Here is a 25,141-nt window from a genome sequence, read left to right as displayed (position 1 = left end):
TCGCTTATTTCACCACCACGAAGTTGTTCAAGACCAACAAATCGAGCCCGCTGTTGCGAAACGTCCTGCAGGCATCCACCGGGGAGCAGACGATCGGTTCACCGCGCAGGTTAAAACTGGTGTTGAGCAGCACCGGTGTGCCTGTCGCCTGCCCGAATTGATCGAGAGCATCGTAATACAACGGATTCCATTCTCGGCGCAATGTTTGCACCCGGCCCGTACCCATGTGGTTCACAGCGGGAACGGTTTCAGCGGCGCCCGGCTTCCAGGGCAGGACCAGGAGCATGTACCGCGCCGGGTACTGGCGGGCGACGTCGGGCAGGCCGTCAAAAAAGCGGCTGGCGTCCTGCTCCGCAACGACGGGAGCAAACGGGCGGAACGGCTCGCGAAATTTGATCTTGCGATTGATGGTGTCTTTCATCGCCGCACTGCGCGGGTCGGCGAGAATGCTGCGGTTACCCAAGGCGCGCGGCCCCCACTCACCGCGTCCCTGGAACCAACCCACCACCTTGCCCGCCTCCAGTTCCTGGACCACCCGCTCCACCAAAGCAGCGGAATCGTCGTAGCGCTGGTGCGGCGCGTCGCCGATGGCGCGCGCAATGTCCGCCTCCTCGTAACTGCTGCCGAGATAAGCGTTCTCCAGAACAAATTCGCGGTCATGGCCAAGCAAGACATGCCACGCATACAGGGCCGCGCCAACCGCGCCCCCGGAATCGCCGGCGGCCGGTTGAATAAACAGATCCTCAAACGGCGTTTCGCGCAGGATACGCGCGTTGGCCATGCTGTTTAGCGCCACGCCACCGGCCATGCAGAGCTGCTTGAGTCCGGTCGCGCGCTGCACATGGCAGGCCATCTTGAGGAGCACGTCTTCGGTAAAACGCTGAATGCTGGCGGCGACGTCGGCATAGTACTGGTTGCGCTGCGATTCCTGGGTGGACGACGACCCGTCGGCAACGGAAAATTCCGAGTGCGGGTCGCGCGGGGGACCGAACAGGTCCAGGAAACGGCGGTTGTAGCTGCGCACGGCGGAATAGTGATAGCTGAAATAATCCAGGTCCAGGCTGAGGCTGCCGTCGTCGTTCACCGAGGCCAGCTTGGCGATTCGGTCCAGATAGCGCGGCTGGCCGTAACAGGACATGCCCATGACCTTGTATTCGCCCTCGTTCACCTCAAATCCGAGAAAGCCGGTAAAGGCCGAATAGAGCAGGCCGAGCGAATGCGGGAATCGGAGTTCGTGGGTCAACTGGATGGAATTGCTGCCGGTTCGGTCCCATTTGGCGGTGGCACGCCCGATGGTGCTGGTCGCCCATTCCCCGACGCCGTCCACGGTGAGGATTGCCGCTTCGGTGAACGGCGAGCAGAAGAATGCGCTCGCGGCGTGCGCCAGGTGGTGGTCCACGAACAAGACGCGGTCGGCGGGAACCGGCAAGGACTCGACCAGCCGGTTCTTCACCCACAGCCGGTCCTGCATCCAGCTAATCGAAGCCTCCCGGAAGATATTCCAGGAACGCGGGAATACGCCGAGGCTGGTGAACAGAATGCGTTCGAGTTTCAGGAATGGCTTTTCGTAAAAAACCACGTAATCCAGATCGCGGGAGCTGATGCCGGCAAAGCGGAGACAGAATTCGATGGCGCGCGTCGGAAAGCCACAATCGTGTTTCCTGCGGCTGAAACGCTCCTCCTCGGAGGCCGCTGCCAGCTTGCCGTTCTGGATCAGCGCGGCGGCGGAGTCGTGGTAATAGCAGGAGACGCCGAGGATGTTCATGCTACATCTGCCGCCTTGCTCCATCCAAAGTCGCCGGAGCAGGGGGCCGCTCGTGCCATGCGGGGGTGGAGGTGTGGCGCAGGCCCAAGGGATCTTTGAAATGGGTCACGCCGATGGCCAGCGGAAGCACCAGCGTAAAATAACACAGGGTGAGCAAGACACGGCCCTGGAAGTCGGCCATGGCATGGCCGAAGCTCTTCCACGACTGCCAGGCGCGTCCCAGGACGGTTGCATGCGGGGGCACGCTGCTTGCCGGCAACGGCACAAAATCTCCGCTGCCGCCGGCCCCGAAGATGGGGCGGCGCGCCAAAACAAAGCGCAGTGCGAACGCGATCGTGGCCCATGCCGCGCACCAGGAAACCGCGGAACGCCATGGCGATAACGTGGCGCGCGCCATGGCGGCGGCAAGCACGGCCGCCGCGATGAGTGCCGTTTCGAACAGCGAAGGATGCGGATTCACGCGCCGCCGCGCAGGAACGGCGATCCCTCCGGCCGCGGCGCCGGCTGAGTAAGTGACCCAAGTCGCGATGAGCAGGAAAGGATGCATGTAATCACTTCGCCGCCATCAAACTTGGCGGTGCGGTAGGGGTCGAGTCGGGCCAGGCACGTGGCACGGGACAGATTGCGGATACGCAAAGGTCGCGACCGACATGTATATCGGGGTCCGGCAGGTTGCGTGCCGCCAGCCAACCTGTGACATTGATATTGCTTTTCCTCTCCGGCGCCGGAATCGCGCCGTTTATCGATACCCTGTTTTGAAGGGCCGCATTCCCCTCTAGTGCGCGGGAGGTGCGGCTTGGTTCAGTTCTGCCAGAATCTGTGGAGCCAGTATGGATGCAAGGTATCGGTTGCCCTCGTCGCTATAGTGAACATCATCAATGAGCGGAAACCGCTGGAAATCGTAAACGGCCGCCGCTTGCAGCAGAGGGATTCGATCCTTCGACAACTCGTCGTGTAGCACTGCGCGTGCAAGTTTGATGGCTTCCTGATCGGCGGCGCCTCTCTTCGCGTAATTGACCGGTTGATCGACCCACATCAGCCTGATCCCGTGACGGTCGCAGAGATCCTTCATCAGCGCGATTTGGTCGCGAAAGGTTTCCACACCGCGCGCAGTCAGTTGTGGTCCCGGGCTGGGTTCTCCTTTGGCGGTCTGTTTGTCCCATGTGATGATACCGCCAAGTCGGCTCGCGGCCATCGCGATGAGTGATGACCGCATGACCAGGTTGTTGAACATCGAGGCCGGCAAAGGCGCCAAACGGCGAGCATACAGATTGAGGTCGGTTTCCTGATCCAACGAGCGCATATAGTATTCAATGTCGTTCCGAAAACCCATGTACACAACCGCTTCCGGCCGGTATTTCAGCAGGCGGAGATTGAGTAGCTGCAGGTTCTCTACCACGGTATAACCCGGCATGCCAGCATTAAACACGACATAGCGGGAGTCCTTTTGGTTGAGAATCTCATGCAGTTGATGGGGCCATGTTGTCAGCCGGCTTGAAGATCCCGTTCCCCATGTGCTGGACTCCCCCACGCAAAGGATGAGGCGTCTTTGCCCGGTGGATTGGATTGGCAGATCGGCATCTCGAAACCCTTGCGCATTAGTGTCGATGCGGTTCCTGCCACCTACCCGGACGATCAAAAGATTGGGGCGGGGCCGGTAACCCAAGAACCGATCCTGCACAAACCCCCAATACCACGACGCTCTCGCATGCGCATCGGCTCCCCTCCCCCAGTCGTAAAGGCGCAGGCCTACCTCGGCAGTTACCAGCAGGAGCATCAACGGAATCATGCTGAACACAACGAACCGGGTGCGGGAAAGAGGGGGCGATGAATTCATCTATCGGATCTTAATACTCGATAATTGCGCTCTGTGAGTCGGTTTTGATTTTACACTACGAAACAGGTCTCTCGGTCTTTCAGTCGATCGGTCGTCTGTGATCAGGAGGACCGATCGACCGATAGACCGATTGACCTTGCGAGAGATTTCCCATGCCCCTGAAATACACGAAGTGGACCGACGTCGAACTCGAGCACCTCAACCCCCAACTGGACCGGCAGATGATCACCGGCGAGAACCTGATGATCGCCCGCGTGCTGCTGAAAAAAGGGGTAATCGTGCCCGAGCACAGCCACGAAAACGAGCAGCTCACCTACATCCTGGAGGGCGCGCTCAAATTCTGGATTGACGGCCGCGAGATCGTCGTCCACGCCGGCGAGGTGCTGTGCATTCCGCCCCACATGCCGCACAAGGCGCAGGCCATGGAGGACACCGTGGACCTCGACGTCTTCTACCCGCCGCGCCAGGACTGGCTGTCGAAGAATGACGCCTACCTGCGCCGCACGGAGAACACGCGACAACCGGCGTGATTGCTGAACCGCCTCTTAGCTGTTAGCTTTTACGTTCAGCTGATGGCTGATAGCTGACAGCTGAGAGCTCCCATGTCCCTCAAATTCCGCGGCGTTGACTTCCTGGAATTCGACACCCTGCTTTCCCCGGATGAACTCCTCGTCCGCGACAATACCCGCAAATTCATCGAAGAGAACCTGATCCCCATCATCGAGCAGTGCAACCGCGAGGGCCGCTTCCCGCGCGAACTGGTGAAGCCGATGGCGGATCTCGGGTTCTTCGGCGCCAACCTGAAGGGCTACGGCTGCGCCGAGATGTCGAATGTTGAATACGGCCTGGTCATGCAGGAGATGGAGCGCGGTGACAGCGGCGTCCGCTCCTTCGCCAGCGTGCAGTCGGCGCTGGTCATGTACCCCATCTACACCTTCGGGGGCGACGAGCAGAAAAATCGGTGGCTGCCCGCGCTGCAGAAGGGCGAGGCCATCGGCTGCTTCGGCCTGACTGAGCCCGATGCCGGGTCCAATCCCGCCGCCATGCGCACCCGCGCCCGTCGCGACGGCGACAGTTATGTGCTCAATGGCGAAAAGATGTGGATCACCTCCGGCTCGATCGCGCAGGTAGCAGTGATCTGGGCGAAGAATGAGGAGGAAAACGGAAAAGTCCGCGGCTTCCTGGTCGAAACCGACCGCCCCGGTTTCCGCGCCGCCGACGTGCACGGCAAGTGGTCGCTGCGCGCCAGCGTGACCTCCAGCCTGTCACTGCAAGACGTGCGCATCCCCGCCTGCAACCTGCTGCCCAAAACCGACGGCCTGAAGTCGGCGCTGATGTGCCTGAACCAGGCGCGCTACGGCATCGCGTGGGGCGCGATCGGCGCGGCCATGGCGTGTTACGACACCGCTCTGCAGTACGCCGGCTTCCGCAAGCAGTTCCGCGACCAGCCCATCGCCTCCCACCAGCTCGTCCAGGAAAAGCTGGTGTGGATGATCAACGAGATCACCAAGGCGCAGTTGCTGGCGCTGCAGGTCGGGCGGTTAAAGGACCAGGGCAAGGCACGCCCGCAACACATCTCGATGGCGAAGCGGAACAACGTGTGGATGGCGCTGGAATCCGCCCGCATGGCCCGCGACATCCTGGGCGCCAATGGCATCGCCGACGAGTACCCGGTCTTCCGCCACATGGCCAACCTCGAGTCGGTTAAGACCTACGAAGGCACGCACGACGTCCACACCCTGATCATCGGGAACAGCATCACTGGAATCGATGCTTTCTAGGGACGGGTTCCGCAACCGTCGAGCGCAGGGGGTGGCGTCGGAGTACTCCTTTGGTCACTTGCGCCGACTTGCGCCACCGGATATTTTGGCATCATAGATGTGGGCCCGCGCGGAGGCCCCGAGGTGCAGTATGACCGGTCCGCACGTCCTCTCTGCTGGTATTGACCGCCGCCTGCTGCTGGCGCGCCACTCGCTGCTCGAAGACGCTGGATTCACTGTGACCTCCGTCTCCACGACGTATGAAGGCCTGAAAACGCTTGCAACAGGCCATTTCTCTGCGGTGGTGGTCGGCCAATGTTTTCCTTTTACTGAGAAGCAGCTCTTTGCCGCCGAAGTGGGCGAGCGCTGGCACATTCCGGTCATTGTCCTGTACGAGGGCAATGCCGACCACCAACTCACCGCCGACGCCCTTGTCGAAATCACGCATGGTGCTGCCGAGTTGATCGCAGTCCTCAATCGCGTGATTCTCAGTCCGCGAAGGCGATCGGCCTAATCTCCCTCATTCAAGAAACGCACGCCGGCGGACGTGTGTCACACCGTTGAGAGTACAGGTGAAATAGGGCGCAACCGGCCGGAATGCCCGTGTATTGCGGCTTTCAGTGCCTTTGGTAACTTGCCTCACCGCGTCCCTGCCCGTAACGTCGTGTTGATATAAGTGGGCCGATCTGCGGCCCATGGGTGAGGTGCCATTTTGATTCGGCCTCGTGTCCTGTCCGTCAGTTGCGATCATCGACTGTTGGCCGCACGCCACAACCTGCTGGAGCGCGCCGGTTTCGATGTGACCTCGGTCGCCACCACGTTTGGCGCCCTCGATTTGCTGGAAAACCACGAATTCTCCGCCGTCGTGGTCGGCCATTCGTTTTCCTTCACCGAGAAGCAGCTCTTTGCCGCCGATGTGAGCGAGCGCTGGCGCATTCCCGTGCTCGTGCTCCGTTCCGGGGATGAGGACTTCGCATGGACCGGCGACGCTCATTTGGAACTCACCGAAGGAGCTGCGGCGCTGGTTGCGAGCTTGCAGTCGCTGATTGCCGCACGTACCAAGCGCTCTGCCTGAGATACAACAGCCCCAAGCCACGGCTTCCAGGAAAACCATTTCCAACCTCCTCGAATCCGAAATTTGGATCACATCGTTAACCACAGAGGACACTGGGGTGCGCAGAGGCAAGTACGCAAAGAGATCCCCCGCATCGGTTCGCAATTCTCGTTGTGCCTGCATACTTGTTTGCCATTCACCTTTTCTCTGTGAATCTCTGTGCCGTCTGTGGTTATGTCTTGCCGGCGGCGCCACCGTGTTCGCTTTGCATGGTAGAGAACCCGCCATGGCCGAATTTATTCCCGCACAGCGCTATTGACGCGGGTTTAGCGGAGGCGCATCATTCCCCTTCTTCGCCGCCTCGCAGCAGAACTGGCGGCCGGGGAACGGAACTCATCGTCGCGTGAGGAGGCATTCATGGCTACTACCCAGGTACCCACCAAGTCGGCCAAACAATTCGGTGTCAACCTCGAGAGCGACCTCGCGCTGGAATTTCTGCGCGTTGTCGAGAATGCCGCCATCGCCTCGGCCCGCAGCATGGGCCAGGGGGAGCGCAAGTATTCCGACCATGTCGCCACCGAGGCGATGCGCCGGACCATGGATACCGTGCCGATGAAGGGCACCATCGTCATCGGCGAGGGCGAGCGCGACGAGGCGCCCATGCTCTATATCGGCGAAAAAGTCGGCGCCGAGTTCCGTGACGGCCAGCCCGTGCCCGAGGTTGACATCGCCGTCGATCCCCTGGAAGGCACCAACCTGTGCGCCACCGGATCGCCGGGCGCTATCACCGTGCTGGCGGCGTCGGAGCGCGGCGGACTGCTCAATGCTCCCGATTGCTACATGGACAAGATCGTGGTCGGGCCGTCGTGCCACGGCGCCGTGGACATGGATGCGCCGGTCGCCGACAACCTGAAGAACATCGCCCAGCGCCTGGGACGCGACGTGGATGACCTGGTGGTGATCGTGCTCGACCGGCCGCGGCACGAAAAGCTGATCAACGACATTCGCAAGGCGGGCGCGCGCATCAAGCTGATCAGCGACGGCGACCTGTCCGCCGGAATTTCCGCGGCCGTGATCGGCACCGGCGTGCACGCCGTCATGGGCTCAGGCGGCGCACCCGAAGGCGTGCTGACCGCGGCGGCTATGCGCTGTCTCAATGGCTACATGCTGGGGCGGCTGGTGATTGACAAGCCGGCGCTGGAAGAGCGCATCGCCAAGATGGGGATCAAGGACAAAAACAAGGTCTATACCGCCGAGGAACTGGCGCCCGGCAAGCAGCTCATCTTTGCCGCCACCGGCGTCACCGACGGCGCGCTCATGCGCGGCGTGCGCTTCTTCGGCGAAGGCGTGCGCACCTCGTCGCTGATCATGACCAAGTCCACCGGCAAGATCCGCTTCATTGACAGCATCCACCTGGAGAAGCACAAGGATGTGAAGATTCGCTTCTCGTAGGCTGGTTATCGGTCATCGGTTTTCGGTGTTCGGTTTGAGAACGGCGTCGCGTGAGCGGCGCCGTTTCCTTGAGCAGCGAGCCGCTGACTACCGACCCCTGACTACTGACTCCGGGTCCCGTTCCGACGCGAGCAACTGTTCCTTGCGCTTCGAGCCCCAGCGATAACCGCCGAGCGAGCCGTCGCTGCGCACCACGCGATGGCACGGGACAATCACCGCCACCGGGTTCGACGCGATCGCCCGCGCCACCGCCCGCACCGCCTTGGGCTGCTTCAGCGCCTGCGCGATCTGCGCGTAGCTGCGGGTTTCGCCGCGTGGAATGCGCCGTAACGTCTCCCAGACCTTCGCCTGGAACGCGCTGCCCCGGATGTCGAGCGGGATGTCGGGGTGCGCGTCACTGCCATTGACGCAGTCCACCACCCGGCCCAGCACGTCGTGCAGCCACGACGCATCCTGGCGCGCGTCCGCGATGGGAAACTCGCGGTGCAGTTCGGCGACCAGCTCGGAATCGGAGTCGCCCAGGCGCACCGCGCAGACGCCGCGTTCCGTGGCCGCCACCAGCACCCGTCCGAGGTTGCAACTGGCCAGCGCGTAGCGGATCTCGGTTCCCGCGCCGCCGCTGCGGTAGGCGCCCGGCGTCATGCCTAGCTGTCCCGCGGCGTGCTCGTACAAGCGGCTGCTGGAGCCGTATCCCGCGGCGTACATCGCCGAAGTCACGTCGTCGCCGCTTTTGAGGCGCGACTTCAAATTGAGCAACCGCCGCACCCGCGCATACTGCAGCGGCGACACGCCGAGCACTCTCTTGAACGTCCGTTGCAGGTGGAAGGCGCTCAACCCGGCTTCGCGGCTCAGCACCGCCAGGCTCACCGGCTCTTCCAGGTGCGCGTCAATATAGCGGCACAGGCGCTGCACCACTTCGGCATGCGGATCGTGGAAGGCATTCTCGCGCGGCCGGCAACGGCGGCAGGCGCGGAATCCGGCGCGCTCGGCCGCTTCCGGCCCGGCGAAGAAGCTGACCTGCTCGCGCCGCGGCCGGCGCGAGGCGCAGGTCGGCCGGCAGTACACCCCGGTGGAGCGCACCGCGTACACGAACAAATACTGGAAGCGGCGGTCGCGGTGCAGCACCGCCTCCCAGAATTCTCCCGGACCAATATGGCTGGGTATCTTCTCCATGACGTTTCCCATGGAAAGAGATTACGCGGGCATCAAAATCGTCGCTATCCGTTTCTTGTGCTCAAAGTATCTGCTGCCTCGCGCCAGGCGCTCAACGACTTCTCCTTGGCGACTCGGTACTCGGTACCAGGTACTCGGTACTACTTCTTCTCCGGGCCGTAGTTCGGCCGCTGGAAGGGTTCGCGCGCCTGCGGCGGAAACGGCAGCGGAGATCCCTGGAATAACGCGACGAAATTTTCCAGTCGCCGGGTTCCGTCGTGAACCGTGTATTGCCGCGGGACCTTGGACGCGCTGTGGCTCCACAGGCTGACCCCGGCGTAGGCGCCATCCTTGCGAACGATGTAGTACTGCATGTCCACGTAGCGCAGCTTGGCGGGATTGTGCTTGTAGTTCCGGACGATCCGCTGCAGCGCGTCCAGCCCGGCCTCGCGCGGCGACATCCCGTGCCGCATGTTCTCGATCACCGTATGCGCGCCGGCCACGCGGATATTCTCCTCGCCGCTGCCGGTCGCCCCGGCCGAGCCCACATCCTGGTCGGTGTAGGCTCCGGCGCCAATGATGGGCGAGTCTCCGCAGCGGCCGGGAATTTTCCATGACAGGCCGCACGTCGTGGTCATGCCCGACATCTCCCCCTTGGGCGTGACTGCCGAACAATGACACGTGCCGTGTGCCGGGAACAGCACACGATCAATACAGGTCGCCCGCCACGCCGGCGGGATTGCCAGGTCCGCGGCCAGTTCCTCCAGTTCCCTTCTTCGCTTCTCCCACCACGCGGCGCCCGGCGCTGGCGGCGCTGGCACGTCGGGCGGGACTTTGTAACTCGGATCGGACAGGCCCGGCCCCCACCAACTGTCGCGATGACTCTCTTTCCACAGCAGCCAGGCTTTCCGCGAGCGCTCGGTGAGAAGCTCGTCTTTCGGGAAGCCCATGGCCTTGGCGAACCGGTCGGCGCCTTCCCCCACCAGCATGACATGTCCGGTGTGCTGCATCACCGCCTGCGCCAGCAAGGATGGGTTCTTCGTCCAGCGCACTCCGCCCACCGCGCCGGCCCGCCGCGTCGGCCCGTGCATGCAGCAAGAATCCAGTTCGACCACGCCTTCCTCGTTGGGCAGCCCGCCCAGCCCGACCGAGTCGTCGTTGGGGTCGTCTTCCTGCGTCTTGCCGACCGCAATCACCGCATCCAGCGTGTCGCCGCCGTCGAGCAGCATCTGGTAGCCCTTTTCGATCCCGTTCCAACCGTTGCGGCTGGAGATCATCACCGGCTTGCTGGGCGGGCCTCCGACGGCGGACGCCTCGTGCTTTCCTGCGGCGGCGTGGCCGTCTTGCTTCTTGACTTCTTGCGCCTCGAGCGTCAGGCCGAGCGAGGCGAGGGTTGCGGCAGCAAGAAAATTCCGGCGGTCCATGGCGGGCTCCAGTGATGAATTCGAAACGGAACAGGATAGCAAAGCTGTCAGCTATCACCTATTAGGCGTCAACCAGAAGTTTTTCGCACGATTGATCGGTGGTGTTCCGCAGAAAGCTAATTCAACACTGCGGCGCAGAGACACAGAGGGCAAGGCGATTAGAGGCGATCCCGCCAGTACTCCGGTCGTCTGCTGCTGTGGGCAACGGCCCAGATTGTGACTACGGACTGTTGTTCGGAATAGATGATGACAAATGGGAATCGCCAGAGCAGAAACCGCCTGGTGTTGTTCTTTCCGGCCGGCCAGCGTTCCGGGGCTTCACCGATTGTGTCGGCGGCTCGATGCAGTTCCTCGATGAAGTCCAAGGCCGCCTTAGGGCTGCGCTTCTGATACCAAGCCACTGCGCTTTTAACATCGGCGATTGCACCCTGGTGGAACTCAACCCGCTTAGCGCTCATTCACCATGGCCAAGAGCTCGCGATGTAATTGCTCCCAAGGGACGGTCACCGCTGTGCCCGCTTTCAGGTCTTCGATTCTACGAGCAACTTCGTCATCCCAAGCCTCTTGCACAGACTCATCCGTGCCCTCAAGACTGTCGAGCAGGGTATGGGCTAATGCAGCGCGCTCGTCAACAGAGAGAGCGAGCGCCCGTTTCAGGAGATCGGAAATTTCTGGACTCATAGCATTATTCTACCCCGAGCCAAGTGTGCCATAAATGCGCCTTACGGGTAGTGGGTCAGTGTACTCATCGCCTCTGTGGTCTCCCTGGTGAAGCCGGCACGATAGGGTCAAACACAAACCTCGGACAGCGACTGCTGCCCGAGGGCTGAAAGCTGAGAGCTGACAGCTGAGAGCTATCCCGCTTTCTTCCCTTCCGTATTCTGATCTGAACGGAAGCGCAGCACGGCGGCGACTCCGCCCACCACAGCGAGCTCGGGATTATCTGGAATGTGGATGATTTCGATCCCCCTCCGCAGCGCCACGCGCAGCAGCGCGTCGGCAACATCGTCCAGGTGCTCCGTCTTCTGCCCGCAAACCGCGCAGTTTTCCGGCATGTGGCAGTCGAGATGTCCGCAGTTGCGGCACTGGGCGGCGGGGGCGGCAAAATTCCGCGCCAGCAGCAGGGTCTGGATCTCGCCCTTCTCCAGCGACCCCAGCACGCGCCGCAGGCCGGTGGCGCCGCGTCCGTTGCTTTGTGCTCCCCCGATCGCTTCGCGCACCAGGCCGGCGCGGCGCCGCGAGCGGAACTCGTTGTACAAGGCCTCGGCGCTTTCCCGCATCTGGCCGATGCTTGCCGTCGCCGGGTCAATCGCGAAATGCCCCACGAACCGCTGCCGGACATAGGGGTGCAAACAGGGTTCGATTTCCGGCCAGTTCTCCTCACGGCATCCGACCAGGAACCGCTCGTAGCCGCAATCCTGCAATTCGCGCATGCGTTCCGCCAGGCGCTTGTACCAGTGCAGCGCCTCGTTTTCCACGTGACGCTTGGCGTGCCCGGCATCGTAGCCCGCGAATCCGTCGCTGCGGCCGTGGCGCGGCAACTCGTTGGCGAATTTTTCCCGCTCGGTGATTTCGTCCATCCACAGCTCGAAGAAGCGCGCCTTGGTTTTGTCGGCCGCCACGATCAGCAGACGCGGCAGCACGTCGGCGATGGCGGTCAACGGCCGCAGGTGGAAACGCCGGTTGACGAACAGGCGCGAACCCGCCAGCCGGGCCGGCAAATCGTACTCGCGCCAGAAATGCTCTTTGCTGGAGGCGAAGACCGCCTTCGCCCGCCCGCCGTTGCCGTGCAGGCGCTCCGCCATGTCGAGGATCTTTTGCAGGTCCTCGCGCGTGCTGCCGTTCTTGCCGTTCCTTTCCGATTCGCGGAGAGCGTTGCGCACCAGGTCCTTCACCAGGATCAGCTCTTCCCGGTGCGATTTGTCTTTGGGAGTGGACGGTTGATAGTAAAAACTCAGGGCGCCACCTTCCGGGGACTCAAATCCGGCTAGTTCACGAATGTTTTCACGCGTGATCATGCACTACTCCTGAGTGCCAAGGTCTGGCGAATTTAAGCGCTCTTGGAATGCTGCAGAAACCTGTCCTTGAATTGGGCCGGGGCGACCAGGCTTTTGCGCAGGTGCTCGCGCGCGCCCGCAATCGCGGTGCGCACCTCATCCACCGGCCGGCTGGTAATCACGGCAATTTCATCGGGAGTAAATCCCTCAACCGCATAGAGAAGGAAGGCTTCGCGGTCCTCGGGTTTGGCGCCGAGCAGGGCGTACTCCACCAGGGTGATCATTTCGTCGCTGGCGGCCGAAGCCTCCGGCGTGCTGACTCGGACATCGGCAATCAGGTCTTCATTGTTGACCGCTTCGTCCGGCTGATGGAACTGCATCTGGAGTTCGTCCGCGTCGTGCACGTCGGTCTGGCGATAGGCGTGATCGAGCGGCACCTGCGTCACCGGCTCGCCGTTGCGGCTGGCCACCTGGTCGATGGCGCGCCGGGCCAGACGGTACAGCCACGGTTCCAGGCTGACCAGTTCGGGTTTGTCCTCTCCATTGTCGAGCGCGTTGGCGACGGCTTCGTCCACCACCTCTTCCGGCAAGACCTGGTCGCGGCGGATCAGCCCCAGGTTCTCGCGATATCGCAGCTCCCGTTCCACGAAGCGGAACAGCAGCGTGAAATTCGCGTTGATGAACGAGCGCACGTCCTCGCCCGTAATGGTGGGCGGCTGCACCGCCGCCAGCGTCTCCTCGAACGGCACTTGCGGCTGCGGGCGCGTGCTCCCCACCCGCCTGCGGCGCGGCCACTGGTGCGCGTTGCGCAGCATGTCCTTGTGTTTGGTGAGCTGCTCGACCAGTTGCTCGAACGCTGCCTTGATGGCCGCGGTCGGCGTGTGCCCGTTTCCTTTCGCCGCCATCTGGCCCGACGGCAGCCGCAGGTTCAGCGCCACCGAGGGCCCCTCGCGCGCGCTTCTTTCCTCAATGATGGCATGCAGATGCACCAGTTCAGGGCGGAAGAACTGGAGCCGCTTCCTCATTTTTTCGATGTGCTGGTTGAATTCTTTATCGAGGTCGGAAGATTTAGAAACCTTGTAGCTGATGTGGACATTCATGCGGAGCCTCGTACACAGGCTTGAGCACCTGTGAACCCACCGCTATTACCAAAGCAATTTTACACCTGACGCACAAGACGCAAGCAGAGAGTTATTTTTGTCGGCACGAAATGCGGCATAAAACGTGCTGACCGGGAATGGTGCAGTCCCGGAATGAATCGCGAGCAGGGAACTTTTTTCCTTGGCGGCCCTTTCGTCCAATCCAAGACGAAGGCTCCGGCGGCGTTCGCTGATCTCACGATCAAGCGCGGCGCGGAGCTTCTTCGGCTTAAGCTGTTCCCTACCAAAAACATTCTCAAGCGAAAACTGGGATCGCTGTCACAAAAATGCGCCAACTTCGGCCACTCGCAAGTCGCAACTCGCCACAGCTACACCGCCACCGTCACCGATGTCTCCGTCCGCGTCACCGCCCGGTACAAGGTGTCCCGCTCCACCGGCTCGCGGCCCGCTTCCTTGATCAGCCGGATCAACTCCTGCCGGCGCAGGCCCTGCGGAGTGGTGGCCCCGGCATCGTGGTAGATCTTTTCTTCAATCACCGTCCCGTCCAGGTCGTCGGCCCCGAAGCGCTGCGCGATCTGCGCGATCTTTGGCGTCATCATCTGCCAGTACGCCTTGATGTGCGGAAAATTGTCCAGCACCAGCCGCGACACCGCGATGCTCTTGATATCGGCAAAGCCGGTCGTGGTCATCAGGTGCTGCAGCGGCGTGTTGGCCGGGTGGAACGCCAGCGGAATGAAGGTCTGGAATCCGCCGGTCTCCTGCTGCAGCGCGCGCAACCTCAGCAGGTGGTCAACCCGGTCTTCATCGTTTTCGATGTGCCCGTAGAGCATGGTGGCGTTCGATTTCAGGCCGATCTGGTGCGCCAGCCTCGCCGTGTCAATCCACTGCTGGCCGTCGATCTTGTGGTCGCAGATGATGTGCCGCACCCGGTCGGTGAAAATTTCCGCCCCTCCCCCGGGCAGCGAATCCACCCCCGCCGCCTTCAACCTCAGCAGCGTGTCCCGGATGCTCAGCTTGGCGATTTTCGCCAGGAACGCGACCTCCACCATGGTGAACGCCTTCAAGTGCACCGCCGGGAAGCGCTGCTTGAGGCCGGAGATCAGGTCGAGAAAGTACTGGAACGGCAAGTCGGGATGCAGTCCGCCGACAATGTGGAACTCGGTCACGGCATCGCTGTAGCCGGCGCCAGCGGTCTGAAACGCCTCCTCCAGCGCCATGGTGTACGCGCCGGGCGCGTCTTTCTTCCGCCCGAAAGCGCACAGCCGGCACGCGGCCACGCACACGTTGGTCGGATTGATGTGCCGGTTGACGTTGAAATAGGTTTTGTCGCCGTGCATCCGCTCGCGCACGTGATTGGCCAGCCAGCCGACGGCAAGTATGTCGCTGGAGGCGTACAGCGCGAGCGCATCGGCGGCCTCCAGCCGCTGCTGGGCGAGCACTTTTTCGGCAACCGGCCTGAGCCGCGCATCGTCGGTCTGGAATTCGTGCTTGGCAGACATAGAAGATTTCGATGATACAGCAGACCCGCCTGACCTCACACCAGCCGCGGAGCGGCGTCATTCGTTAGCCCACCGCGGCAGCGGTGGGAAAGCTGCAAGAACAAAACTGCGAGCGCCAGCGGCGCGACACTCACCTAAATCACCGCACCAGAAAATTCGCCGTCACGAACCCCAGGAACACCATCGAGATCACGCCGTTCATCGTAAAGAACGCCGCGTTCAGGCGCGACAGGTCGTTGGCCGACACCAGGGAATGTTCGTACGCCAGCAGCAGCCCGACCACGACCACGCCGGCAATCGCGATCGCCCCCAGGCCGAAGACATACACCAGCACCCCAAGCAGCGCCAGGGTCAAGATGTGGAACACGCGCGCAATCCACAGCGAGCGCGCAATCCCGAAGAACCGGGGCACGGAGTGCAGCTCCGACTGGCAGTCGAAGTCATAATCCTGGCAGGCATAGAGCACGTCGAAGCCTCCGCCCCAGAATGTCACCGCCGCGGTGAGGATCAGGATTCGCGGGTCCAGGGATCCGCGCACCGCCACCCAACCCGCCGCCGGCGCCAATCCCATGGCAAATCCCAGCACCACGTGCGACCAGCGCGTGAAGCGCTTGGTGTACGAGTACAGCAGGATTACTCCCAGCGCGACCGGCGACAGAACCAGCGCCATCCGGTTCAATTCCGCCGCCGCCAGCACCAGCAGCAAACTGGACAGCACGACGAACGCGGCCACAAATTGCCGCGATAGCGCGCCCACGGGCAGTGCACGCGTGCGGGTGCGCGGGTTGGCGGCATCGAGGGAATGGTCCGCCAGGCGGTTAAAGCTCATCGCAGCGGCGCGGGCGGAGACCAGCCCGACGGCGATCCACAGCAACTGCCGCCCGCTGGGAATGCCGCGCGCCGCCAGCACCGCGCCGGTCAAGCCGAAGGGGAGGGTGAGGACGGAGTGCTCCCACTTGATCATCTCCAGCGTCGTTCCCAGGCTGCGCAGCATGGCCACGGAGAAATTCTAAACTACCTCCTGCGCCGTTTAATCCTTACATCGAACGACAGCACGCCGTACTGGTCGCGCGTGGCCAAAATCGAGATCTGACGGCTGTAGTTGTATTCCACCTGGATGATCTGCTGTCCCGAGTGCGTCAGGTCGGTCACGTAGGTTACGGTGAACTCTTTGGAAACCTGCTGCTCGATGGTGACGCGCGCATTGGGATCCACTGCCTGGCTGGCGGCCACTTCCGGCGAAATCTTGATGCGGCTTACCCCGAACAGCCGCTGCATCCTCGTGCTCGATGCCGAACTCAGCGCCTGCCCCAGGATCGCCTGCGACGCCGACTCGGTAAAACTCGGGTTGGCCTCCGTCGCCATCACCGCCTCCTCGCGCGTGCGCCCGAAGGCCAGCAGCGCGATGATGTCCGAGGTCGGCAGCGGCGGGTCGGAGCGGTAGGTCGTGCTCAGCCGCTCCAGCGGTCCGTGGAAGCCCAGCGTAATGTCGTAATCGCGCACCCGCGTCGTGGCCTCCACGTCCAGCACGGGCTCGATCCGCACCGGGTTGCGGAAGGACACATCGCCGCGCTCCAGTAGATAATTCGTGCCGTTGAGCGTTACCTGGCCCTCGGTGACGTTCACCCTGCCCAGCAGAACGGGCCGCGTCACCGTGCCCCGGATGTTGAGGTCCACATCGCCGGTCAGGCGCGCCAGCGACGACTGCACCTGCAACTCCGGCGTGGACACCACGTGGACCGCCAGCCGCATGTTGTTGAAGGGCGATTTCGGGTTCGGCGTCTCGGGCGCCTGCCGCGCGCGCGCGATGGCCAGCCCCAGGTCGAATTGCGGCGTCATGCCGAACTTGGTGACCGTCGCCGTGCCCGACAGCGTGGAATTGCTGGTTGTCCCGCTCAGCCGCAGATCGGCATCCAGCACCGTGCTCAATCCCTGCGGGTAGCGCAGCCGGATGTCCTTGCCTTGGGCCGTCAGGTTGAAGGCCGGCGTACCCGAGTAGGTCACAAACCCGCCCAAGGTCAGCGTTCCTCCGCCGCTGGCCGCCGTCAGCGACTGGATCTGCATGCGGTCCTGGTTGAAGACGATGACGCCGTTGATATCGCTGAGCCCGTTCGGAAAATTGATGTTCGCCACCGCGCCGTGGTCGATCCGGGCGCGGCCGAACAGCACCGGCCGGTCCATGTTTCCACGGGCGTTGATGTTGAACTCCACCATGCCGCCGGCACGCAGGTCCGGGTTCCAGACCTGCAACATCTTCATGTGGACGTTGCCCTCGGCGCGCAGGTCGAGTGCCTTGGCGCCCGCCAGTGACACCGTGCCGGTCGCCGACAACCGCGTGTTTTCCTCCCCGGCGAGATGGAACTGCTCCAGCGTCAGCACCTGGTCGGCCACCTTGAAGCGCAGCGGGCCGTCGTTGTGCACCTTGACGTTCTCCATGTCGGCGGAAAACTGACTGATGTCGCCGTTCACCGTGAGCAGCTGCGGCCGCCGCAAAGGTCCCGCCAGCGTGACGGATCCGCTGACCGAGGAATGTCCCGTGATGCGTCCTTGCAGGAACTCGTGCAGCAGCGCGTCCACGTCCAGGCGGGTGAATTTCAGCGCCAGCTCCGCGGGGAAATCGCCTTGCATGCCGACCGTGCCGTCCAACCCAAACTCGGCCGCGGGAAAGTCGCTCCGCGCGGTGATTCGCATCACCCCGGCGCTGGTCACCGCCTTCACGTCCAGGTTCCCCAGCCGCTCGCGGTTCAGCACCACGTCGCGCACGTGGAGATCGGCGTCCACCACCGGCGCTGACGTCGTGCCCGACCCCCGCGCGTCGAAGTTCAGCGTGCCGCCGACGGAAATGCGCGGCCACTGCAGTTGCGGGAACTGCGCCAGGCTGAAATTGCTGCCCTTCAGGTTAAAGCGGAACGCCGTCGTCTTCAGGTTGTAGGCAGCGGTCCCGGTCACGCGTGCCCCGTTGTGCGCGATCAGCACGTTGGCAAGCTGCGCTTCCTGGTTGGCAAATACCACATCGGCGCTGATGTCCTGGTATGGTTCGCCATCCACCATCGCCTTGGCAATGCGCAGGTGCCCCGTACCGAGGGGATCGTCGGCCGTGCCGCTCACCGCGAGCGTTGCCGTGGTCTGCCCGGTGATCGGGTAATCGAACCCGAGGATCGCCTGCAGATCGTGGATCTCGAAATTGTGAATGTCCGCCCGCAACCTGAGCGGCAGCGTGCCGCGGGCCGCGCCTTGATCGAGCCCCAGACTCAGCGTGAAGGAAGCATCCTCGGGGCCGCGGCGCAGGCGAGCGTTGATGAGCGCGAGCTGGCTTGGCGAATACTGCACCTGGGCGGTGAAGGAATCGAATCGCGCCAGCCGCGCCGGTGTGGACGCCCGCTGGCGCGCCGCCGCCGTCAGCGGGATCGGCAAGGTGAAATCCCCGAGCGTCACTTCTCCCGCCAGTTGCGCTGCGGCCAGCGTACCGGTCAAATTGCCGGTAAAGGTCGCGCGGCCGGTGACGCCGTCGGGCAGCCGGTGGGAGGGGCTCAGCGCCGCCAGCAGCGAATTCAGGTCGCGCAGGTCGCCGACCGTCAGCGCCACACGCAGGTTGTTGCTGCGCGCCATGGTGCCGGAGGTTTCCAGCTTCAGCGAACGCGCCGTCGCGCTCAACTGCGTCAGTTCCAGCGCCAGCGTGTCAATCGCGTACGCGCCGCGGATGGTGGCGCTCACCGGAAGCTGCTGCGGGGCCGCCTCCACCGGCGTGACATTCACGTCGACGCGCGCGTGCGCGTGCGCCGGCGAGCCGCGGAAGGTCACCTCCATGGCGCCGCTCGCTGAGCCCACCGGGTTCAGCTTGTCCGCCGGCAACGCGCGGGTCGAGATGGCCGCGGCAATGCGGCCCACCGAAAGCTGCTGCAGCCGCAGGTGCGCCACCGCATCCGCCGCCGGCGACACCAGGCCCGCGCGTGCTCCCGGCTTCAGCATCGACGTCCAGTTTCGAATCTCCGCGCCCCCGGTGACCGTCCCTCCCAGCGCGTGCGCGAACAGGTGCGGAATCGTGAGCGTGTTGTGTTCCGACTTGAATTCCGCGCCGCCGTCGAGGTCGGGAATGCGGATGGCCGGATCGCGGTATTCCAGGTTCTGCACTCGCACCGAGCCCGACGTGGCGAAATCCTCTGCGGTAAAGTTGCCGCTGCCGTTCACCTCCAGCACGCCGCCGCGCATCTGCGCCAGCCGCGTGATGTCGGCAACCTGCGCCAGGTCGAACCGCGATCGGTAATTCAAGGTCAGCCGCGGGTGGCTGAAATCCACCAACTGCCCCGCAACCTCTACCCATGACTTGCCCGTGGTCAGCTTCGCCGATTTCATGACCACCTGGTTTTGCGCCACGCTGAAGCTGGCGGCGACTGCCGAATCAAACGGCTTGTAATCGCCATACGCAAGGTGAATCCCACCCGCACTGAACGTGCCGTCATAGCTCTGCGCGTTGGCCGCGTACGCCAACTCCGCCTGCACGTTGTTGGCGGCCAGATCGAGCGGCACGCGCCGGTCGTTCACCATCAGCACGCCATCGCGCACCTCGACGTGGTCCGCCTGCAAATCGAGTACCGGCTGCATGCCCCGCCCGCTGCTCGCCTGTGCTTTCGGCCTCGGCTGGTTGGTGCTGCCGTCGGCGCCGACCATCAGGTGAATGACCGGCCGGTCGACTTCGAAACTCCGCAGCCCGATTTTTCGCCCGGCGAGTGACAAAATCTTCAACCGGATCGCGACGCGATCGGCATGCACGTAGGGCGCTTCATTCGGCCCTTCCAGCCCGTGAATCGTGACACCGTGAGCGACCAGCGAGAGCTTGCCGAGATTCCAATCAACCTTGCCCATCTCGACGCGTCCGCCGGTCACGCTTTCCAGCCGTTCCACCAGACGCGCGCGCACGAAATCTTGAAACCGCGGGCTGGTGAGATACCACGCCGTTCCGATGACGATCGCCACCACTACCACCCCGGCGATCGCCAGTAACACTCTGCGGCGCGGCTGGACTTGCTCGCTCATCGCGCCTCCATCGGGGTCCCCGTCAAGCGCTGCGGTTGCGCTTGCTGGGGTGGTTGCGTGTTCGGGTCAGCGGCCGGCGGCAGCGCCGATCCGTCAATGCGGATCTCGCCCTGCTGCCGCAAATCGCGCAGCAAGTCCGCCAGCAGCGAATCCAGGATTTGTTGCGAAAGGATTTCCTCGATTTTGGCCGAGACCTCCGCCAGCGGCGCCTGCTTAACGCCTTTTTCCTTCAACTGCGGCAGCAGCGTGTCGTAGTAGTAGGCCTCGATGCTCCGCCGGTCCACGTGCACCGTGGGACGCAGGCGGATTTCCATGAAGCGCAAGATCTCCATCTGGTCGGCAATGCGCTCCTCGATTTCGCTCTGCGTCAATCCGTAGCGGTGCAGCGCCGCCTGCCAGCCCGCATCGCTCGCCGCGCCGGGAATCTGATGGCGAATTTCCTCCAACCGGCTGCGCAACTTGTCTTCCCCGGCCGGCGGCAACTGGATGCTGCGGATCTGCTGCCGCAGCAACTCCTGGTCCACCAGACGGTCCAGCGACGCGCGCGCCGCCTCCGGCGTGAACTGCAGCGGACGCTGGTCGAGAAACGCCTCGCAACGCATCGCGATGTCCCAATCACTCTGCAAAATCGGCTGCCCGTTTACGGTGGCGACGATGCGGTCGACGATCTCGCCCCGCAGCAGCCCGGCGCAGGCCACGCACACCACCGCGATTTGCAGGGCGCGCCGCATCAGAAAGTCTGCCCCACGCTGAAGATGAAATTAAAGTGTCGAAGCTGCTGCCAGTGGAACGGCGCATTGTTGTTCGACTTGTCGGGATACACCGGGAAGGTCGGCGGGTTGAAGTTGTAGCCAAAATCCAGCCGCACCGGCCCGATCGGCGTGCGATAGCGTATTCCCCCGCCGACCGCGTGCGAAATGTAGCTGAAATCGCACTGCTTGGCTGTGCTCTCCTGCTTGCACAGGTCGGGGTGGGGCTGCGACCAGCGCAGCAGGCTGTGCGCCATGTCGTTCGTCGTGGCGAAGACATTGCCCGCGTCGTGGAAAATGACGAACCCCATGTTATTCCCGATCCACGGCAGCGCCACCGTCGGCGTGCGCAGCTCGAAGCTGTTCACCACCATCGCGTTCCCGCCCAGCGGCTCACCCGTCGTCAGGTCGCGCGGTCCCGCCTGGTTGATGGCAAAGCCGCGCACCGAGTTTCCCCCGCCGGCGAAGAACCGCTCCGGCAGCGGCAAGGCGGTGGTATCGCCAAACGGTTCCGCCACTCCCACCCGCAGGTTGCGGGCGAAAACCCACCGCCGCCGGTGAAAAGGATGATACGTCGAGTTCTGACCCAGGAACCGCCCGAATGTAGCTTCCGAGCCGAAGATGCCCGACGCCACCCCGGTATCGAAGGTGTTGTAGTTCCCGTTGTGCGTGTCGATGGGATCGTCCCGGCGGTCGCGGATATAGGTCAGGCTCGGCATGCCCACCCGCACCGGCTGCGAAAATAGCGGTATCAGGCTCGGCGAGATCACCAGGTCGGTCGCGCGTACCCGGCGGTAGGTGAAGCGGTACAGCAAGCTCGTCACCTTGCTGACGATCTGCTCCAGTTGCGTCGAGCCCTCTATGCGCTGCGAGGTGAATGTCCGCACGTCCAGCGAGTTGTCGTAAAACGCGCTCACCGTCAGCCGCAGGTTCTCCGTCGCCATGAACCCGGGCGCGTCGTAGCTCAGCAGCCCGCGCTGTTCCAAGCTGCCGACGTGCGAACTGAAGCTCAGCGTGTGCGCTCGTCCCCCGACGTTGTTCCGCGTCACGTCGAAGATCACGCGCGGGCTCACCCCGGTGGTCCCTTGCGGAAGGTTTCGGGTGCCGAACGCCCCGCTCTGCACCTCGATGCCGAAGCCGTAAGTGAAATTCCACCGCCGGGCTTCTTCGAACTGCAGAAAAATGTCCTTGTACCGCGCCTGCCCATCCGGGTTCTGCACCGCCAGGTTGACCGAGTTGAACACGCCAAGGTCGTAGAGCCGCCGCTGCGTGTCCAGCATTTGCAGCTGGCTCAACGGCTGCATCGGCGCAAGCCGGTATTGCCGCTTCACAATCCCCGGCCTGGTGTAGCGCAGGCCCGAGGCCAGAATGCGGTCCACGAAAACCTGTGACCCTTCCTGGATGGTGTATTCCACCACCTCGCGCGTCGGATCGCCCGGCGCCGGTTTTGCCGACGCGGTAAACACCGCGTCCAGAAAACCGTGATTGAAGTAATGATTCAACACACTGTCCCGGTCCTGCGCCACGTTGGTTTCAGAATAGGGCTGGCCCTCCACCGTGGTGAGTAACGGACGCAGTTGGTCTTCCGTAATCACGCTGTTGCCGCGGATGGTCAGCGACGACACCAGCGTCTGCGGTCCCTCCTCGATCTTGATGAACACGGCCATCCGCCCTTGGCGTCCCTCGTAGTCGTCCCGGAAACCTCCCGTGACTTTGGGCGACTCGAATCCGTTGGTCAGGTACAGATCGCGGATGTTGTCCAGGTCGCGGTTCAGCAACTCCTGGCTGAAGCGTCCGTGGCGCATCAGCACGCTGGCAGGCTGGATCGCCATGCGTTCGCGGATCAGGCCCTCCGAGAAATATTTGTTGCCCTCGATCAAGATGTGCGCCAGTTCGTGCTTCGGGCCTTTCTCGACGGCATAGGCGATGTCGACTTCCTGCGGCTGCTGCGGGTCGCGGCGCTGGCTGACATTCACCTCGGCGTCGAAGTAGCCCTGGGTCTGAAGATAATCGCGCAGATTGCGGCGCCCCTCGTTCAGCAGGTCGTCGTCCACGGCGTGTTCTTCATAGACCGGAACGTAGCGCCGCAGCTTGCGCTTGCTGATCTCGCCGCCGGAGACGCTGATATTGACCACCGGGCCGCGCACGATGCGGAACACGTAATCCAGCGTGTTGTTCTCCTCGTGATAGCGGCGCTCCACCACCGCGATTTGGGCTTCCAGGCGCTCGTTCTTGGAATACTGCTTGCGCAGCCGGGTGAGCGCGCGTGTCACATGCTCCGCGCTCACCGTTGCCCCGGGTCGCAGTTTGGAGATCCGCAGGATCTCGGCATCGCTCAGGCCCGGGCTCCCGGTCACGATCACCTGCCCGATTTTCGCCGCCGGTCCCGGCGTCACGCTGAAATGCAGGTTGATCTGCTGCGACTCCGGGTGGCGCTCCTCGTTCACCGTGACCGCCGACTGGTGATAGCCGTTGTCCACCAACAGGCTCTTGATCCGCTGCATTCCCTGCTCCACCGCGGCCGGCGAGTACAGTTTGCCAAGTTCGAGTTTGGTGGCGTCGCGCAGTTGCGCCGCGCTCGGCCGGCGCGGCGCGCCGGCCACGGTGATCGAGCCGATGAACAGGTTTTCCGTCGCGATGAAGACCAGCGAAAGTTCGTTGCGTGGATTGCGTTGCGCATCCACCTGCACATCGGCGAATCGCCCGGTGGCATACAGGGCGCGCACCGTGCGTCCCAGTTTTTGCCGGTCCAGCGGCTGGTCCAGATTCGGCGCCACCAGTCGCCTCAGGTTTTCCATCACCGGGGGATTGGCCTCGACGCCGCGGAATTCCACCTGCACCACGGGCAATCCCTGCAAGTCGTTCGCCCGGCTCAGCGCCCCCACCGCCGAGGGCGCCGGCGCCTGCGGCGCGGAAGGATTGGCGACCGCCGGCGCGCGCTCCTGCGCTGCCGCGGGAGCCAGGGCCAGAGCCCCGGCCAATACGGCAACGGCCCCGCGCACACAGGGTCCCCAGAACGCGCCGGTTTTGCGCGTTCTGGGGTGCAGGCGCAGCACGAGTTCCCGCGCTTCTCGGATGAATGCCATGCTTGTCGGCAAGCGGCGCCAGCCGGCGCCGCACCTGTCTGGATGCCTTCTTCGATGAGCTTCGGCAACAGCCCCGTTGCACTGCTTTGGCCGGGAGCTCAGCAGTCTCGCCACTTATAATACTTTGTGAACCCCTTCAGGACTGCGAATGTCGTTGACTCCCGAGGAACGCTACTCGCGCCAGGTGCTCTTCCACGGCATCGGCGCCGAAGGACAGCAACGCCTGCGCGCCGCGCACATCGCCATCGTCGGCTGCGGCGCCACCGGATCGGCCGCCGCCGGATTGCTGGCGCGCGCCGGCGTCGGCGCCATCCGCATCATCGACCGCGATTACGTCGAGCCCAGCAATCTCCAGCGCCAGTCGCTGTTCGATGAATCCGACGCCGCCGAATCCTTGCCCAAGGCCATTGCCGCCGCCCGCAAGATTGCCGCTTTCAATACCGAAATCACCGTCGAGCCGCACGTCGCCGACCTTACGCCCGGCAACATCGAGGAGCTTCTCGCCGGCGCGCAACTCATCCTCGACGGCACCGATAATTTCGAGACCCGTTATCTCATCAACGACTACGCCGTGCGCGAGCGCGTGCCCTGGATTTATTCCGCCGCCGTCGGCAGCTACGGCGTCTCCATGAACGTGCTGCCGGGCGAGACCGCCTGCCTGGCGTGCGTTTTTCCCGAATCGCCGCGCGGCAGCTTCGAGACCTGCGACACCGCCGGGATCCTGAATTCGGCAGCGGCCGCCGTCGCCGCCATCGCCGCCACCGAAGCGCTGAAGTTCCTGGTCGGCGCGCGCCCGGCCATGCGCCCCACGCTGCTGTCGTTCGATCTGTGGCGCAACGACCGCTCGGAAATCTCCGTCCAGCGGGCGCGTGAAGATTGCCGCACCTGCGCCGAGCGCGATTTCGTCCACCTCGCCGGCAAGGGTCGGCCGCACATCACCCTCTGCGGCCGCAATTCCGTGCAGATCCACGAGCGCCAGCGCCCCATCGATTTCCACGAAATCGCCCAGCGCCTCGAAGCGCACGGCACCGTGCGCCACAACGAGTTCGTGCTCAAGTTCTGGCACGCGCCCTACGAACTGACTCTCTTCCCCGACGGCCGCGCCATCATCAAGGGCACCACCGACACCGCCATCGCCCGCAGCTTGTACGCGCGTTTCATCGGCTCCTGATTACGCGATCACCCGATGTCCTGGCCTTTTGCCTGACGACTGACGACTGAAGACTGGCGAC

The 25,141-nt window shown here is 63.4% G+C and carries 20 protein-coding genes; 6 read left to right on the top strand and 14 right to left on the bottom strand.

Annotated elements, in window-relative coordinates:
- Positions 1-4 precede the first annotated feature (4 nt).
- The 3 genes from LAN70_01925 to LAN70_01915 form a co-directional block, all read right to left on the bottom strand.
- Positions 5-1,765: a carbamoyltransferase gene (locus LAN70_01925; GenBank protein MBZ5509905.1), complete on the bottom strand. Its 1,761-nt coding sequence runs from the start codon at positions 1,763-1,765 to the stop codon at positions 5-7.
- A gap of 1 nt (position 1,766) precedes the next feature.
- Positions 1,767-2,312, bottom strand: coding sequence for a hypothetical protein (locus tag LAN70_01920; protein ID MBZ5509904.1), 546 nt, complete (start codon positions 2,310-2,312; stop codon positions 1,767-1,769).
- Positions 2,313-2,540: 228 nt separating this feature from the next.
- Positions 2,541-3,602, bottom strand: coding sequence for a hypothetical protein (locus LAN70_01915; GenBank protein ID MBZ5509903.1), 1,062 nt, complete (start codon positions 3,600-3,602; stop codon positions 2,541-2,543).
- Between the two features lie 152 nt (positions 3,603-3,754).
- On the opposite strand from LAN70_01915, the gene LAN70_01910 reads away from it, so the two are divergent.
- The 5 genes from LAN70_01910 (at position 3,755) to glpX (ending at position 7,868) form a co-directional block, all read left to right on the top strand.
- Positions 3,755-4,132, top strand: coding sequence for a cupin domain-containing protein (locus tag LAN70_01910; protein MBZ5509902.1), 378 nt, complete (start codon positions 3,755-3,757; stop codon positions 4,130-4,132).
- A gap of 72 nt (positions 4,133-4,204) precedes the next feature.
- Positions 4,205-5,383, top strand: coding sequence for an acyl-CoA dehydrogenase family protein (locus LAN70_01905; GenBank protein ID MBZ5509901.1), 1,179 nt, complete (start codon positions 4,205-4,207; stop codon positions 5,381-5,383).
- Positions 5,384-5,513: 130 nt separating this feature from the next.
- Positions 5,514-5,876: a hypothetical protein gene (locus LAN70_01900; GenBank protein ID MBZ5509900.1), complete on the top strand. Its 363-nt coding sequence runs from the start codon at positions 5,514-5,516 to the stop codon at positions 5,874-5,876.
- A 243-nt stretch (positions 5,877-6,119) separates the two neighbouring features.
- Complete coding sequence (locus LAN70_01895; GenBank protein ID MBZ5509899.1) at positions 6,120-6,437, top strand: hypothetical protein; 318 nt, start codon at positions 6,120-6,122, stop codon at positions 6,435-6,437.
- 396 nt (positions 6,438-6,833) lie between these two features.
- The gene (gene glpX, locus LAN70_01890; protein ID MBZ5509898.1) at positions 6,834-7,868 is read left to right on the top strand and encodes a class II fructose-bisphosphatase; all 1,035 of its coding nucleotides are present in this window, start codon (positions 6,834-6,836) and stop codon (positions 7,866-7,868) included.
- A gap of 87 nt (positions 7,869-7,955) precedes the next feature.
- On the opposite strand, the gene ada is transcribed toward glpX, so the two are convergent.
- The 11 genes from ada to LAN70_01835 form a co-directional block, all read right to left on the bottom strand.
- Positions 7,956-9,020, bottom strand: a complete 1,065-nt coding sequence (gene ada, locus LAN70_01885; protein ID MBZ5509897.1) for a bifunctional DNA-binding transcriptional regulator/O6-methylguanine-DNA methyltransferase Ada — start codon at positions 9,018-9,020, stop codon at positions 7,956-7,958.
- Between the two features lie 161 nt (positions 9,021-9,181).
- Positions 9,182-10,444: a N(4)-(beta-N-acetylglucosaminyl)-L-asparaginase gene (locus LAN70_01880; protein MBZ5509896.1), complete on the bottom strand. Its 1,263-nt coding sequence runs from the start codon at positions 10,442-10,444 to the stop codon at positions 9,182-9,184.
- A gap of 158 nt (positions 10,445-10,602) precedes the next feature.
- Positions 10,603-10,902 (bottom strand): type II toxin-antitoxin system RelE/ParE family toxin, encoded by a 300-nt coding sequence (locus LAN70_01875; protein ID MBZ5509895.1) that lies wholly within the window; start codon positions 10,900-10,902, stop codon positions 10,603-10,605.
- Positions 10,892-11,125, bottom strand: a complete 234-nt coding sequence (locus tag LAN70_01870; GenBank protein ID MBZ5509894.1) for an addiction module protein — start codon at positions 11,123-11,125, stop codon at positions 10,892-10,894. Before LAN70_01870 ends, LAN70_01875 begins: the two co-directional genes overlap by 11 nt.
- 173 nt (positions 11,126-11,298) lie before the next feature.
- Positions 11,299-12,462: a hypothetical protein gene (locus LAN70_01865; GenBank protein MBZ5509893.1), complete on the bottom strand. Its 1,164-nt coding sequence runs from the start codon at positions 12,460-12,462 to the stop codon at positions 11,299-11,301.
- 32 nt (positions 12,463-12,494) lie between these two features.
- Positions 12,495-13,541, bottom strand: a complete 1,047-nt coding sequence (locus LAN70_01860; GenBank protein MBZ5509892.1) for a hypothetical protein — start codon at positions 13,539-13,541, stop codon at positions 12,495-12,497.
- 368 nt (positions 13,542-13,909) lie between these two features.
- On the bottom strand, positions 13,910-15,040 hold the full coding sequence (gene mqnE / locus LAN70_01855; protein ID MBZ5509891.1) for an aminofutalosine synthase MqnE: 1,131 nt from the start codon (positions 15,038-15,040) through the stop codon (positions 13,910-13,912).
- A 139-nt stretch (positions 15,041-15,179) separates the two neighbouring features.
- Complete coding sequence (gene ubiA, locus LAN70_01850) at positions 15,180-16,034, bottom strand: putative 4-hydroxybenzoate polyprenyltransferase (GenBank protein ID MBZ5509890.1); 855 nt, start codon at positions 16,032-16,034, stop codon at positions 15,180-15,182.
- 20 nt (positions 16,035-16,054) lie between these two features.
- Positions 16,055-20,074: a translocation/assembly module TamB domain-containing protein gene (locus LAN70_01845; GenBank protein MBZ5509889.1), complete on the bottom strand. Its 4,020-nt coding sequence runs from the start codon at positions 20,072-20,074 to the stop codon at positions 16,055-16,057.
- Positions 20,071-20,805: a SurA N-terminal domain-containing protein gene (locus LAN70_01840; GenBank protein MBZ5509888.1), complete on the bottom strand. Its 735-nt coding sequence runs from the start codon at positions 20,803-20,805 to the stop codon at positions 20,071-20,073. The genes LAN70_01845 and LAN70_01840 overlap by 4 nt, the downstream gene beginning before the upstream one ends.
- Complete coding sequence (locus tag LAN70_01835) at positions 20,805-23,909, bottom strand: BamA/TamA family outer membrane protein (protein MBZ5509887.1); 3,105 nt, start codon at positions 23,907-23,909, stop codon at positions 20,805-20,807. The genes LAN70_01840 and LAN70_01835 overlap by 1 nt, the downstream gene beginning before the upstream one ends.
- 148 nt (positions 23,910-24,057) lie before the next feature.
- Here LAN70_01835 and LAN70_01830 point away from each other — a divergent pair, with 148 nt between their 5' ends.
- Positions 24,058-25,080, top strand: coding sequence for a ThiF family adenylyltransferase (locus LAN70_01830; GenBank protein MBZ5509886.1), 1,023 nt, complete (start codon positions 24,058-24,060; stop codon positions 25,078-25,080).
- Positions 25,081-25,141 lie beyond the last annotated feature (61 nt).

The organism is Terriglobia bacterium, from assembly GCA_020072845.1.
Lineage (GTDB): Bacteria > Acidobacteriota > Terriglobia > Terriglobales > Acidobacteriaceae > JAIQGF01.
Note: the sequence above shows the minus strand (reverse complement) of the source record. Positions and strands in the feature narration are given on the sequence as shown.

Bases quoted from the DNA above. Each gene is read 5' to 3' on its own strand.
- LAN70_01835 (MBZ5509887.1), bottom strand. From the start codon at position 23,909: ATGGCATTCATCCGAGAAGCGCGGGAACTCGTGCTGCGCCTGCACCCC.
- mqnE (MBZ5509891.1), bottom strand. From the start codon at position 15,040: ATGTCTGCCAAGCACGAATTCCAGACCGACGATGCGCGGCTCAGGCCG.
- LAN70_01905 (MBZ5509901.1), top strand. From the start codon at position 4,205: ATGTCCCTCAAATTCCGCGGCGTTGACTTCCTGGAATTCGACACCCTG.
- LAN70_01915 (MBZ5509903.1), bottom strand. From the start codon at position 3,602: ATGAATTCATCGCCCCCTCTTTCCCGCACCCGGTTCGTTGTGTTCAGC.
- glpX (MBZ5509898.1), top strand. From the start codon at position 6,834: ATGGCTACTACCCAGGTACCCACCAAGTCGGCCAAACAATTCGGTGTC.
- LAN70_01830 (MBZ5509886.1), top strand. From the start codon at position 24,058: ATGTCGTTGACTCCCGAGGAACGCTACTCGCGCCAGGTGCTCTTCCAC.
- LAN70_01870 (MBZ5509894.1), bottom strand. From the start codon at position 11,125: ATGAGTCCAGAAATTTCCGATCTCCTGAAACGGGCGCTCGCTCTCTCT.
- LAN70_01860 (MBZ5509892.1), bottom strand. From the start codon at position 13,541: ATGAATGTCCACATCAGCTACAAGGTTTCTAAATCTTCCGACCTCGAT.
- LAN70_01880 (MBZ5509896.1), bottom strand. From the start codon at position 10,444: ATGGACCGCCGGAATTTTCTTGCTGCCGCAACCCTCGCCTCGCTCGGC.
- LAN70_01920 (MBZ5509904.1), bottom strand. From the start codon at position 2,312: ATGCATCCTTTCCTGCTCATCGCGACTTGGGTCACTTACTCAGCCGGC.
- LAN70_01925 (MBZ5509905.1), bottom strand. From the start codon at position 1,765: ATGAACATCCTCGGCGTCTCCTGCTATTACCACGACTCCGCCGCCGCG.
- LAN70_01910 (MBZ5509902.1), top strand. From the start codon at position 3,755: ATGCCCCTGAAATACACGAAGTGGACCGACGTCGAACTCGAGCACCTC.
- LAN70_01865 (MBZ5509893.1), bottom strand. From the start codon at position 12,462: ATGATCACGCGTGAAAACATTCGTGAACTAGCCGGATTTGAGTCCCCG.
- LAN70_01875 (MBZ5509895.1), bottom strand. From the start codon at position 10,902: ATGAGCGCTAAGCGGGTTGAGTTCCACCAGGGTGCAATCGCCGATGTT.
- LAN70_01900 (MBZ5509900.1), top strand. From the start codon at position 5,514: ATGACCGGTCCGCACGTCCTCTCTGCTGGTATTGACCGCCGCCTGCTG.
- ubiA (MBZ5509890.1), bottom strand. From the start codon at position 16,034: ATGCTGCGCAGCCTGGGAACGACGCTGGAGATGATCAAGTGGGAGCAC.
- LAN70_01840 (MBZ5509888.1), bottom strand. From the start codon at position 20,805: ATGCGGCGCGCCCTGCAAATCGCGGTGGTGTGCGTGGCCTGCGCCGGG.
- LAN70_01845 (MBZ5509889.1), bottom strand. From the start codon at position 20,074: ATGAGCGAGCAAGTCCAGCCGCGCCGCAGAGTGTTACTGGCGATCGCC.